Below are 11,983 nucleotides of genomic sequence, written 5' to 3'. Positions count from 1 at the left end.
CTGAAGTCCGCCGTCCCCGGCCGTGACGGGCCTTAGGTTCGATTCCCCGAACCTGGAGGCTGGTCTTGGAAGGCTTTCCCTGGGACGTCCTGCTCGCGGTGGCCGGGATCGCCGTCCCTGCCGTCGCGTTCCTGTGGGAGTTCGCGCTCGTCGGCCGCAAACGGCTCGGCTACCGCGTGCAGATGGACACCCCGACGGCGTCCGGACGCGGGTTCGCGCCGACCGCCGACGCGCTGGCGCAGCTGCAGCACGAGAACGGCGAGCGGCTCGTCGACCCGTCGTTCGTGCTGCTGCGCATCGAGAACAACGGCACCACCGACATCGACACCGACGACTACGCGGTCAACGAGAACGACCGCGTCGGAGTCCGCGTGAAGTTCCCCGGCCGCACCGTGGCGGGGATGGTGGTGACCGAACTCAGTTCGCCGCATCTGCACGAATGTTTCGGCGACGACTCCGGTTTCGGCGCGCGCGACGAGAATCCCGAGCGGCCGGCGGGCGTGATCGACCTGCCGAGGGTGCCGCTGAACCGCGGCGCGCACTACAAGATCCTCGCCGTGCTCGACCGGATCCCCAACGGATCGCCCGACGATTTCGACGATCCCCAGGTCGTCGGCGAGATCAAGGGTGGCAGCCTCCGCGAGACCAAAAGCCGCACCGGCCCGACGAGTTCGGTGATCGCGCTCATCCTGTTCCTCGTGGTGATCAGCATCTTCCAGCTGACCCGCTCCCTGTTCTTCGACGAGAAGCCGCCGCCGCTGGACTGCGCGTCCGGGAAGCTCACGATCACCGGATCGACGGCGTTCGCGCCGGTGCTGAAGGAAGCGACGGCTTCCTACGCGAAGACGTGCCCGGGTGCGTCGTTCGTCTTCGACACCCGGGGGAGCGCGGAAGGGCTCGGCAGCCTGAACCAGGCCGGGAACGAAGGCGTGCTGGCGTTCTCCGACGGCGCCAAGGGCGAGGGCTTCCCGCAACTGCTGCCGCGTCCGGTCGCGTTCTCGCTGTTCACGCTCGTGATCAACAAAGAGGCCGGGGTCCAGGACCTCACGCTCGCGCAGATCCGCGACGTCTACGACGGCAAGATCGCGAACTGGCGGGAGATCGGCGGCAAGGACCGGCCGGTCCGGCTCGTCGACCGGCATTCGGACTCCGGCACGCGGCGGACGTTCGAGGGGCAGATCCTGGCGGGCAAACGGGAGCCCGGCGACAACTCCGACGACTGCCTCAAACCGGCGCCGGGTGCCCAGCCGGGAGTGGTGCGGTGCGCGAAGCCGTCCACGAACGACGTCCTCGACGCGGTGTCGCGGGTGCCGGGCGCGCTCGGGTACAGCGAACTGGGCGCCGCCACGAAACGCGAGGACGTGCTGCCGGTGCGGATCGACGGCCACCAGGCGACGCTGGAGGGCGCGATCCACGCGGCCTATCCGTTCTGGGAGACCGAGTACGCGTACACGTTCGGCGAGCCGAAGGCCGACTCGCTCGTCGCGAGCTTCCTGCGGTACCTGACGAATCAGGTCGGCAAGGACATCGTGCGGTCGCACGGGCATCGGCCGTGCGCCGAGCTGGCGAATCCGGTGCTGTGCCGTCCGGGCGCGTGAAGCCTGACCGGTGCTCAAGTGTCATGAAAGGGTCGTTCAGGACGAAAAGTGTCCTGAACGACCCTTTCATGACATCCGGGGGAGTGCCAGGTCAGGCAGGCGGCTTCAGCGTGACGACGGTGGCGCTGGTCTCGCCACGCGGCGTCCGGTACGTGATCTCGTCGCCCTCCTTCGCGCCGACGAGCGCGAGGCCGAGCGGGCTGTCCGAGGTGACCGTGGAGGCGTCCGCGTCCTCGCCGGGGATCGTGACGATGTGGAGCTCGTCCTCGTCGCCGTCGGCGAACCTGAGGGTGACGGTGGTGCCGTCGGGGAGCAGGCCCTTGCTGTTACGGCCGCCGTGCTCGAGTTTCGCCGCGACGTCGGCGATGCGCCGGTCGAGGTAGGCGGCGGCCTCCGCGCGGTCCAGCACCTCGGCCTGGTCGGCGGCGTCGCCGGTTCGTTCCTGCTCGCCGACGAGCGGCGCCATCGCGTCGCGCTGCGCACGCAGATCGGCGAGTTCCTTCTCCAGCTGCCGTCGTGCGGCCGGGCTGAACCCGTTGTCCCCTGAGGTCACCATGCCGGGCATTGTCCGCTACGGATCGACGGCTAGCCACCTAGATTTTTCACCCGCTGTGATCGGACAGGACACTTGCCCTAAGATTCAGGGCTCATGTCCTGACTACTTGGTGTAAGGAACTTCGTGACCGCCGTTCCCGGCCGCAGCGCGCGGCTCTCCCCGAATCAGCTGCAGAAACAGGAACAGATCGTCGAAGCGGCGCGTGTCGTGCTCGCCAGGGACGGGCTCGCGGGCTGCACCGTGCGGGCGATCGCGGACGCCGGGCCGCTCACGAAGAGTGCGATTCATTACTACTTCGCGGACATCGACGTCTTGATCGACCGGGCGATGGCGGCGCACATCACAACGTTCACCGCCGATTTGCGCAAAATATCGGCGAAACACGATCACCCGGATGAGCGGCTCTTCGCCGCGCTGGAGGCCTTCCTCGCCGAGTTCTCCGGCCGTCCGAACGCGGCCTTCCTCTGGTTCGAGTACTGGATCGCCGCGGGCCGCGCGCAGCACCCTCAGGCCATCGACGTGATGCTGACGTCGATCACCGAACTGCTCGCGGAACTGCTCGCCCCGCTCGACGTCGAAGACCCGCGGGCGCGAGCGCGGGCCCTACTGTCCTATCTGCTCGGTGCGATCGTCCAGCAGCGCGTCCGGCGGCGGCCGTTCGCCGCACTGCGTGGTGACATCGAAGCGCTCTGTTTCGCGAACTACGGCTAGAAATACGCATTAGATCCGTACCGTTACGGATTGTTCCCCCTGCCTGCTCCGGCCATGGTGAGGTTCCCTTCCCTTGCCTGAGAGCTAGGAGACGACGATGCGCATAAGACGGTGCATGGCCGTGGCGATCGCGGCCGTCGCGGCGTTCACCATCCCGGTCGCCGCGAGCCCGGCGACCGCGGACCAGCAGGCCGAGGACGCGCAGGTCCAGATCTACGAGGTCTTCGGCACCGGGACTTCCCAGCAGCGCACCCAGATCTCCCGGCTGGGCGTCGACGTCCTCGGTTCCGCGGGCGGCACGACCACGTTCATCGGCGAGGCGCGCGACGCGGCGAAGATCCGCTCGCTCGGCTACCGCGTCGAGCAGCGTGGCGTGGTCGACCGGTCCGAGAAGGTCGGCACCAACGCGATCAACGACTTCCCGCCGTCGGACTCCGGTTTCCACAACTACGCCGAAGTGACGACGGAACTGCGCAACGCCCAGTCGAACTACGGGTCGATCGCGCGGTTGAGCAGCGTCGGCAACTCGTATCAGGGCCGGGCGTTGAACATGCTGAAGATCAGCGACAACGTCGGTACGGACGAGAACGAGCCGGAGGTCCTGTTCACCTGCAACCAGCACGCGCGTGAGCACCTCACCACCGAGATGTGCCTGCGGATCGTGAACCGGTTCACCCAGGGCTACGCCTCGGACCCGGCGATCAAGCGCTTCGTCGACAGCACCGAGATCTACGTGATTCCGAACGTCAACCCCGACGGCTCGGAGTACGACATCTCCGGCGGCAGCTACAAGTACTGGCGCAAGAACCGCCAGGGCAACGGCACCGACCCCAACCGCAACTGGGGTTACAACTGGGGCTGCTGCGGCGGTTCGTCGGGCTCGACCACCAGTGAGACCTACCGCGGCCCGTCGGCGTTCTCCGCCCCGGAGACCCGCGCGGTGTCCAACTTCGTCAACTCGCGCAAGATCGGCGGCGTCCAGCAGATCAAGGCGAGCATCGACTTCCACACCTACTCGGAGCTCGTGCTGTGGCCGTTCGGCTTCACCTACAACGACACCGCACCCGGCATGACGGCGGCCGAGGCGCAGCGGTTCCAGACGCTGGGACGGCAGCTGGCGGCGACCAACGGCTACACGCCGCAGCAGTCGAGCGACCTGTACATCACCGACGGGACGATCGACGACTGGATGTGGGGCACCCACAAGATCCTGAGCTTCACCTTCGAGATGTACCCGCGGGGTTCGAACCCCGGTTTCTACCCGCCCGACGAGGTGATCGTCCGGGAGACCACGCGTAACGACAAGGCCGTGGACCTCCTGTTGAACACCGCCATCGGCTGACGGACGTTCCGTGAAGGCCTCCTTGAGGGACTCTGGGTCTCTCAAGGAGGCCTTCACGGACTTTCGGCATAGGGTGCGGGGCATGCCGATGTTCGAATTCGAGGGGCTGCGTCCCCAGGTGGATCCCGAAGCGTGGATCGCCCCCACTGCCACCCTGATCGGCGACGTCGTCGTCGAGAAGGGCGCCTCCGTCTGGTACGGCGCCGTGCTGCGCGCCGACTTCGGGAAGATCATCGTCCGTGAGGGCGCCAACGTGCAGGACAACTCGGTCATCCACGTCAACGGCGGCGTGACCGAGGTCGGCAAGAACGCCACCGTCGGGCACCAGTGCCTCGTGCACGACTGCACGGTCGGCGAGCAGGCGCTGATCGGGAACGGCTCGACCGTGCTCGACAAGGCGCAGATCGGCGCGAAGGCACTGGTCGCCGCCGGCGCCACGGTGACACCCGGCATGGTCATCCCGCCGGAGACGGTCGCCATGGGCAGCCCGGCGAAGAAGCACGTCCCGCTCGACGGCACCGCCCGCGGCTGGGTCGAGCACAACGCGGTGATCTACCAGGAGCTGGCGCGCCGTCACGCGGAGACCGTCAAACCGATCGATTGACTCTCCAGTAACTGGAGACCATAGCTTCGGCGCATGGCACCGAAGTCGAAGAAGAAAACACATCAAGCGACCCTCGAGCTGACCGCCGGCAACGCGCCGGTGGTCGACCTCGGGAAGACGCTCGGGCAGACCGGCGTGAACCTCGTCGAGGTCAAGAAGGCCTACGACACGGCGACGGCGGCGCAGCGGGGCGACATCGTCCCGGTGGTCGTGTCGGTGTTCGAGGACCGGTCCTTCGAACTTCGGCTGAAGACCCCGCCCGCGTCGTTCCTCATCAAGAAAGCCTTGGGCGGCAAGGGATCCGGCCGTCCAGGACATGAGGTCGCCGGGAAGCTGACCCGGGAGCAGCTGCGCGAGATCGCCGAGCGGAAACTGCCGGACCTCAACACCGGCGACGTCGAGGCGGCCATGCGCACGATCGCGGGCACCGCTCGCTCTATGGGCGTCGCGATCGAAGAACCGTGACGCGCAAGCACGTGATCGTCCCGCCTTTCCGCGACCTCGACCCGGCGCTCGAGATCGCGGAAAGGCTGCTGGCCCAAGGGAATCCGTGGCTCGCCGGGGTCGTCTCGGCGCTGCCGGACGAACCCGCCGCCGCCGACCGGCTCAACCGGATCCTCGCCGGGAACGGTGCCGCGCCGCGGCTGGTCGAGTCCGGAACGGGGTGGCGGCTGGTGCACGTGACGGCGCGGCCCGGCTGCGGTGACCTGGTCGCGGGAGCCTCCGGGCTGGCGGAACTGGTCGCGTTCGGCGGCTGGCGGCGGATCAAACGCTGCGCCGTCTGCGAACAGGCGTTCTGCGACCGCACGGCCGGATGCAGCCGCCGGTGGTGCGCCGGACATCGTCCGCACGCCGGGCCTCGCGCCGTGCTCTAGGCTTGTCCGCACCAGCGACTGGCGCCATTTGAGGTGGAGCACCACCGGGAAGCGACGACAAGGCCGGTACCGCGCGCCTGGGTCCGGCCGTCTCTGGCAGGAGTACGTCCGATGACACACCAGCCCGAACTTTCCGCGCTCGCCGCCGCCGACCCGCAGATCGCGGGGCTCGTGGAGGACGAGGCGAAACGCCAGCACGACAAGATCCGCCTGATCGCGTCCGAGAACTACGTTTCCCAGGCCGTCCTCGAAGCGACCGGCACCGTCCTCACCAACAAGTACTCCGAGGGCTACGCGGGCAAGCGGTACTACGAGGGCCAGCAGCTCATCGACCAGGTCGAGACCCTCGCCATCGAACGCGCGAAGGCCGTCTTCGGCGTCGACCACGCGAACGTCCAGCCGTACTCCGGCTCCCCGGCGAACCTCGCGGTGTACCTCGCTTTCGCGCAGCCGGGCGACACCGTGCTCGGGATGGCGCTGCCGGACGGCGGCCACCTCACGCACGGCTGGAGCGTGTCCGCGACCGGCAAGTGGTTCACGCCGGTCCGCTACGGCGTCCGCAAGGAGACCGGCCGCGTCGACCTCGACCAGGTCCGCGAACTCGCGCTGAAGCACCGGCCGAAGCTGATCTTCGCGGGCGGCACCGCGATCCCGCGCACCATCGACTTCCCGGCGTTCGCGGAGATCGCCCGCGAGGTCGACGCCGTGCTGGTCGCCGACATCGCGCATATCGCCGGGCTGGTCGCCGGCGGCGCGCACCCGTCGCCGGTCGGGCACGCGCAGGTCATCACCACGACCACGCACAAGACGCTGCGCGGCCCGCGCGGCGCGATGATCCTTTCCGACGCCGACCACGCGAAGGCCGTCGACAAGGCGGTGTTCCCCGGCCTGCAGGGCGGCCCGCACAACCACACGACCGCCGCGATCGCCGTCGCGCTCGGCGAGGCGCAGAAGCCGGAGTTCTCCGCGTACGCGCACCGCATCGTCGCCAACGCGCGGGCGCTGGCGGAGGCGCTGGTGGAGCGGGGCTACGACCTCGTGTCCGGCGGCACCGACAACCACCTGCTGCTGATCGACCTGACGAACAAGAACGTGCCGGGCAAACCCGCCGCGCAGGCGCTGGACCGCGCCGGGATCGAACTGAACTACAACACCGTGCCGTTCGACCCGCGCAAGCCGTTCGACCCGTCCGGCATCCGGCTCGGCACCTCCGCGATCACCACCCGCGGGCTCGAGCCGGAGCACCAGGTCAAGGTGGCGGAGTGGATCGACCGCACGATCACCGCGGCGGCGGGCGAGGAACAGTCCGCTTTGGACACCATCGCCGCCGAGATCCGCGAGTTCCTGGCGCCGTTCCCGATCCCGGGCTACTCGGCGTAGACGGTCTCGTGAGTGGACGGACGAGACGCGAAGGGGCCCTTCACCGCATGCGATGCGGTGAAGGGCCCCTTCGGTGCTTAAGCGACTAGTGAGCCGCCGGACCGTCGATGGCCTCCTTGGCCAGCCGGTCGGTCTCACGGTCGAGCGAACGCTTGATCTCGGCCTCGGCCTCGGAACGCCCGACCCAGGTCGAACCCTCGACGCTCTTGCCCGGCTCCAGGTCCTTGTACACCTCGAAGAAGTGCTGGATCTCGAGCTTGTGGAACTCGTTCAGGTGGTGGATGTCGCGCAGGTGCTCGAGCCGCGGGTCGTTCGTCGGGACCGCGAGGACCTTGTCGTCCGGGCCCTTCTCGTCGGTCATCCGGAACATGCCGATCGCGCGGCAGCGGATCAGGCAGCCCGGGAAGGTCGGCTCCTGGACGAGCACCAGCACGTCGAGCGGGTCGCCGTCCTGGCCGAGGGTGTCGTCGATGAACCCGTAGTCGGCGGGGTACTGGGTGGCGGTGAACAGCGTCCGGTCGAGTTTGATCCGACCGGTCTTGTGGTCCACCTCGTACTTGTTGCGCTCCCCCTTGGGGATTTCGATAGTGACGTCGAATTCCACGCCGGCCTCGCTGCTCTCGTCTTTGGTACGCCCCGCCGTCGCGGACGGCTCACCGAAATCATCGTCTTGTCTTCACTAGTGTGGACCACGGGGGCTCGGGCGGTCGCATCGATGTGGTCGTATGTGAGCTTGGCCCCTTCCCCGGACGGTGGATGAAGGAGTGTTGCGTGCCGGAAAACGATGTCCCGATGTGGCCGTCGGACGACAAGGACACCTCATCCACCGAGCCCAAGGGCACCAAGGGGGAGAGTGAGGCCACCGTCTGGCTGCCGATGACGGGTCTGGCGAACGGCAAGACCGAAGAGCTGGCCGTGCCGAAGGTCACACCCGAAAGTGGCTCGTGGTTCCAGCCCGTCGTGGAGGTGGAGGAGGAGCCCGACGTCCCGGAGACCCCGACGCCGCAGTGGTCCGCCTTCGAGCCCGCGACGCCGGTCGAGGCCGTCAAGCCCGAAGAACCCGAAGCACCGAAGACGGTCTTCGTCCAGCCCGTCCAGCCGCGGCAAACGGACAAACCCGACTGGGAGCAGTTCGACCGGGGCGCCCCGACGCCGACGCGGGATCACGAGCTCGCGAGACCCGAGCCGCGGCCGGAACCCCCGCCGCAGCAGCCGCCGCGCCGTCCCGAGCCGAGCCGGGTCGAGCCGCCGTCGCCCGCGCCGGTCCCGTCCGCGACCATGCACGCGCGTCCGGTCCGCATCGAGCCCGCCGAAGAGCGCTTCGACGCCGAAGCGACCGTCGGGATCCAGCAGCCCGAGCCGCCTTCTCAGGAGCCCCCGGCCGCCGAGGCCGAATCCGCGCCCGCGCCGAAGCCGAAGCGCAAACGCAAGGCCCTGCTGATCACGACGCTGGTCGTGGTCCTGCTGCTCGCCGGGATGGGCGGCGCCGCCGCGATGCCGAAGGTGTCGAACCGGCTCGGCCTGCCCTGGGCGCCGAACGCGCCGAAGGGCGAGATCCCCAAGCCCGCCGGTGTCACCCGCGTCCTGCACGGGCCGGACATCAACGGCGCCGGGCCGACGAAGGACGGTCTCGCGGCCGCGCTGGCCGGCCCCGCCGGTGCGCCGGACCTGGGCACGCTCACCGGCACCGTCGTGGACGCGGCGACCGGTGAGGTCCTGTGGGACAAGAACTCCGGCACCCCGCTGACCCCGGCGTCGACCACGAAGATCCTCGTCGTCGCGGCCGCTCTGTTGTCGATGGAGCACGGGACGCAGTTCTCGACGAAGATCGTCCAGGGCGCCGAGCCGGGCACGGTCGTCCTCGTCGCGGGTGGCGACCCGTCGCTGACCGCGTTGCCGCTGGGCACCGATTCGCCGCTGTACCCGGGCGCGGCGCATGTCGACGACCTCGTCGCCCAGGTCAAGAAGGCCGTGGGCGGCAAGATCTCCAAGGTCCAGCTGGACATCAGCCTGTTCAAGGGGCCGACGGCGGCGAAGGGCTGGGACCCGGAGGACACCGCCGCCGGGAACACCTACATGGCGCCGGTCCTCCCCGTGATGGCCGACGGCGGCCGCACCGATCCGAAGAACGACCACTCGCCCCGCGTCGCGAATCCGGCGGCCGCGCTGACCCAGAAGATCGCGGGGAAGCTCGAAGCCCAAGCCGGCGGTACGACGACGGCGCCGAAGGACGCGAAGGTGCTCGGCGAGGTCAAGTCGCAGCCGCTGACCGAGTTCGCCAACTCGCTGCTGCAGCTCTCGGACAACCTGATGGCCGACGTCCTCGCCCGCCAGCTCGCGCTCGCGAAGGGCGTCGAGCCGTCGTTCACCGGCGGCGCGGCCGCGACGATGGACGTGCTCAAGCAGGCCGGATTCGACCTCACCGGGGTCCAGATCAACGACGGAAGCGGGCTGTCCGACCAGAACAAGATCCCGGCCAAGGTGCTCAGCGAGATCCTCGCGGTCGCGGCGGCACCGGACGGCAAGGACCCGAGGACGCCCAAGCTGCGGCCGCTGCTGGCGGGCCTCCCCGTCGCGGGTGGCAGCGGGACGCTGGAGAAGCGCTACGGCGACCCGGCGTCGTCGGCGGGCCGGGGTTGGGTGCGCGGCAAGACCGGGACGCTGTCCGGCGTGAACACCCTGGCGGGCGTGGTGCTGGACACCGACGGCCGGATGCTGGTGTTCGCGCTGATGTCGTCCGGTTCGGACCAGAACAAGGGCAGGGCGGCGCTCGACGTCGTCGCCGCGACCCTGCACAAATGCGGCTGCAGGTGAGCGACCGGAATCGGAGCGTGAGGAACTCGGGACGGAAACCGGTCTTCCAGCGGGTAGCGTCATAAGAGTGACTGAGGAAACGCCGACCAAGACACGTTCGATGGTCGACTGGTCCCTGGCCGCCTCGACGGGCGCCCTCCTGGTGCGTGGCGGTCCGGTGGTCGACCGCGAAGAGGCCGAAGAAGCCGTCGCCGAGCTACGTGACCTGACGAGCGAGGCCGAGGGGCACGTCCGCGAGCTGACCGGGCTCGGCCTCGACCTGCCGTTGCTGCCCGCCGAAGTCGTCGACAGGCCCGGTTGGGTCCGTTCCGCCGCGGCAGGGCTCGACGCGCTCACCGGTCGCGCGCTGCCGGAAGCGCAGGGCGGCCCGCTGGCGCCCGTGCTGGCCGGTGGCGCCGGTGTCCAGACCGGACTCGTGCTCGCCTTCCTGGCGTCCCGCGTGCTCGGGCAGTACGACCCGTTCGGCGGGCCGGACCGCACCGGGCAGCTGGTGCTCGTCGCGCCGAACGTCGTCGCCGCCCAGCGCGCGATGGACGTGCCGGGGCACGACTTCCGGCTGTGGGTCTGCCTGCACGAATGCACCCACCGGCTGCAGTTCACCGCGGTCACCTGGCTGCGCGACTACTTCGCCGACGAGGTCGAGCGCCTGATCGGCGGGCTCGCCGGCCGGGACGCGGACGGGCTGAGCGATCTGGTCGGCCGCCTGCCGGACACCATCAAGCAGATCGGCAAGGGCAAGGCGGGCGGGGCCGGTCTCGCCGAACTCCTGCAGTCGCCGGGCGAACGCGCGGTGTTCGACCGGCTGCTCGCCCTTTCCACCCTGTTGGAGGGGCACGCCGACTTCGTGATGGACGCCGTCGGGCCGCAGGTGGTGCCGAGCGTCGAGCTGATCCGGTCGCGGTTCACCGCCCGGCGCAAGGGCGGCGGCCTGATCGACCGCGTGCTGCGCAGCCTGCTCGGCGTGGACGCGAAGCTGCGCCAGTACGAACAGGGCGCGAAGTTCACCAAGCACGTCGTCGACGCCGTCGGCATGGACGGTTTCAACGCCGTGTGGACGTCGCCGAACACGCTGCCGACCAGGGCCGAGATCGGCGATCCGGCGGCCTGGGTGCGGCGCCTGCACGGGTGAGCGGACCCGATCCGGCGATCGCGGCCGTGCGGACGGCCGTACGGGAGTTCCTCGCGTCGGCAAACCCGCGTGACGAGGTGTACGTCGCGGTCTCCGGCGGCGCGGACTCCCTGGCGCTGACCGAAGCCGCCGCGTTCACCGGCGGCCGCGCGGGGCTGAAGGTGCGCGCGCTCGTCGTCGACCACGGCCTTCAGGACGGTTCCGCCGAAACCGCCGCCCGGGCCGCGAGCACCGCGCGAGAGCTGGGCGCCGACACCGCCGAAGTCCTGAAGGTGCGCGTCGAGGGTGCGGGCGGACCGGAAGCCGCCGCCCGCCGGGCCCGCTACGGCGCCTTGCGCTCGGCGCTGCCGGACGGACACGGCCTCGTCCTGCTCGGCCACACCCTCGACGACCAGGCCGAAACCGTCTTGCTCGGCCTCGGCCGGGGTTCCGGCCCGCGCTCGCTGGCCGGGATGCGGCCGCTCGACCCGCCATGGGGACGGCCGCTGCTCGGCGTCACCCGCGCCACCACTCGGCTGGCTTGCGCGGCGCTCGGCGTCGACCCGTGGCAGGACCCGCACAACGAGGATCCGCGGTTCACCCGTGTCCGGTTACGGACGGAAGTACTGCCCCTTCTGGAGGAGGTGCTGTCCGGCGGTGTCGCGGCCTCGCTCGCCCGCACGGCGGCGCAACTGCGCGAGGACACCGAGGCGTTGGACACACTCGCCGCCGACGTGCACCTGAGGGCTTTCACCGGCGAAGGGCTCGACGTCGCGGTGCTCGCCACCGAACCGCCCGCCCTGCGTCGACGCGTCCTCCGCAGGTGGCTGCTGGACTCCGGGGTCCGCGAGCTCACCGACGCCCATCTGCGTTCGGTCGACGCGCTCGTGGGGAACTGGCGGGGTCAGGGCGGGGTCTGGCTACCCGGCGACTTGGTGGCGAAGCGGGCGCATGGCAGGCTCATGCTCGAAACACCCCAGTCCACCACCTAGAGG

12 protein-coding genes are annotated in these 11,983 nt (G+C 69.6%); 10 read left to right on the top strand and 2 right to left on the bottom strand.

Features of this window, described 5'->3' with window-relative positions:
* Positions 1–65 precede the first annotated feature (65 nt).
* A complete protein-coding gene (locus AJAP_RS38845; RefSeq protein ID WP_038520923.1) occupies positions 66–1,598 on the top strand; it encodes a PstS family phosphate ABC transporter substrate-binding protein in 1,533 nt (510 codons plus the stop codon).
* Positions 1,599–1,689: 91 nt separating this feature from the next.
* Here AJAP_RS38845 and AJAP_RS38840 read toward each other — a convergent pair whose 3' ends face one another.
* Positions 1,690–2,154, bottom strand: coding sequence for a GreA/GreB family elongation factor (locus tag AJAP_RS38840; protein ID WP_034310019.1), 465 nt, complete (start codon positions 2,152–2,154; stop codon positions 1,690–1,692).
* Between the two features lie 123 nt (positions 2,155–2,277).
* Here AJAP_RS38840 and AJAP_RS38835 point away from each other — a divergent pair, with 123 nt between their 5' ends.
* The 6 genes from AJAP_RS38835 to AJAP_RS38810 all read left to right on the top strand — a co-directional run bounded on the left by AJAP_RS38835 (position 2,278) and on the right by AJAP_RS38810 (position 7,066).
* Entirely contained in the window at positions 2,278–2,865 is a 588-nt protein-coding gene (locus tag AJAP_RS38835; RefSeq protein ID WP_037335180.1) for a TetR/AcrR family transcriptional regulator, read from the top strand.
* Between the two features lie 115 nt (positions 2,866–2,980).
* A complete protein-coding gene (locus tag AJAP_RS38830) occupies positions 2,981–4,207 on the top strand; it encodes a M14 family metallopeptidase (protein ID WP_038520917.1) in 1,227 nt (408 codons plus the stop codon).
* 82 nt (positions 4,208–4,289) lie between these two features.
* Positions 4,290–4,811 carry a gamma carbonic anhydrase family protein gene (locus tag AJAP_RS38825; protein WP_037335186.1) on the top strand — a complete coding sequence of 174 codons (522 nt, stop codon included), beginning with the start codon at positions 4,290–4,292 and terminating at the stop codon, positions 4,809–4,811.
* Positions 4,812–4,844: 33 nt separating this feature from the next.
* Positions 4,845–5,276: an uL11 family ribosomal protein gene (locus AJAP_RS38820; protein ID WP_038520914.1), complete on the top strand. Its 432-nt coding sequence runs from the start codon at positions 4,845–4,847 to the stop codon at positions 5,274–5,276.
* Positions 5,273–5,686 (top strand): CGNR zinc finger domain-containing protein, encoded by a 414-nt coding sequence (locus tag AJAP_RS38815; RefSeq protein ID WP_038520911.1) that lies wholly within the window; start codon positions 5,273–5,275, stop codon positions 5,684–5,686. Before AJAP_RS38820 ends, AJAP_RS38815 begins: the two co-directional genes overlap by 4 nt.
* A 111-nt stretch (positions 5,687–5,797) precedes the next feature.
* Complete coding sequence (locus tag AJAP_RS38810) at positions 5,798–7,066, top strand: serine hydroxymethyltransferase (protein ID WP_037335192.1); 1,269 nt, start codon at positions 5,798–5,800, stop codon at positions 7,064–7,066.
* A gap of 85 nt (positions 7,067–7,151) precedes the next feature.
* Here the strand turns inward: AJAP_RS38810 and AJAP_RS38805 are convergent, their stop codons facing one another.
* Positions 7,152–7,670, bottom strand: a complete 519-nt coding sequence (locus AJAP_RS38805; RefSeq protein ID WP_016337787.1) for an inorganic diphosphatase — start codon at positions 7,668–7,670, stop codon at positions 7,152–7,154.
* Positions 7,671–7,822: 152 nt separating this feature from the next.
* Between AJAP_RS38805 and dacB the strand changes: the two genes are divergently transcribed.
* The 3 genes from dacB (at position 7,823) to tilS (ending at position 11,980) form a co-directional block, all read left to right on the top strand.
* Positions 7,823–9,880, top strand: a complete 2,058-nt coding sequence (dacB, locus tag AJAP_RS38800; protein WP_148311637.1) for a D-alanyl-D-alanine carboxypeptidase/D-alanyl-D-alanine endopeptidase — start codon at positions 7,823–7,825, stop codon at positions 9,878–9,880.
* A 100-nt stretch (positions 9,881–9,980) separates the two neighbouring features.
* Complete coding sequence (locus AJAP_RS38795) at positions 9,981–11,009, top strand: zinc-dependent metalloprotease (protein WP_038520905.1); 1,029 nt, start codon at positions 9,981–9,983, stop codon at positions 11,007–11,009.
* Positions 11,006–11,980: a tRNA lysidine(34) synthetase TilS gene (gene tilS / locus AJAP_RS38790; RefSeq protein ID WP_038520902.1), complete on the top strand. Its 975-nt coding sequence runs from the start codon at positions 11,006–11,008 to the stop codon at positions 11,978–11,980. Before AJAP_RS38795 ends, tilS begins: the two co-directional genes overlap by 4 nt.
* Positions 11,981–11,983 lie beyond the last annotated feature (3 nt).

The organism is Amycolatopsis japonica, from assembly GCF_000732925.1.
GTDB lineage: Bacteria > Actinomycetota > Actinomycetes > Mycobacteriales > Pseudonocardiaceae > Amycolatopsis > Amycolatopsis japonica.
Note: the sequence above shows the minus strand (reverse complement) of the source record. Positions and strands in the feature narration are given on the sequence as shown.

What these genes read in the sequence shown, in the direction of transcription:
- AJAP_RS38825 (WP_037335186.1), top strand. Translation starts at nt 4,290, where the DNA reads ATGCCGATGTTCGAATTCGAGGGGCTGCGTCCCCAGGTGGATCCCGAA.
- AJAP_RS38830 (WP_038520917.1), top strand. Translation starts at nt 2,981, where the DNA reads ATGGCCGTGGCGATCGCGGCCGTCGCGGCGTTCACCATCCCGGTCGCC.
- AJAP_RS38810 (WP_037335192.1), top strand. Translation starts at nt 5,798, where the DNA reads ATGACACACCAGCCCGAACTTTCCGCGCTCGCCGCCGCCGACCCGCAG.
- AJAP_RS38840 (WP_034310019.1), bottom strand. Translation starts at nt 2,154, where the DNA reads ATGGTGACCTCAGGGGACAACGGGTTCAGCCCGGCCGCACGACGGCAG.
- AJAP_RS38820 (WP_038520914.1), top strand. Translation starts at nt 4,845, where the DNA reads ATGGCACCGAAGTCGAAGAAGAAAACACATCAAGCGACCCTCGAGCTG.
- AJAP_RS38795 (WP_038520905.1), top strand. Translation starts at nt 9,981, where the DNA reads ATGGTCGACTGGTCCCTGGCCGCCTCGACGGGCGCCCTCCTGGTGCGT.
- dacB (WP_148311637.1), top strand. Translation starts at nt 7,823, where the DNA reads ATGAAGGAGTGTTGCGTGCCGGAAAACGATGTCCCGATGTGGCCGTCG.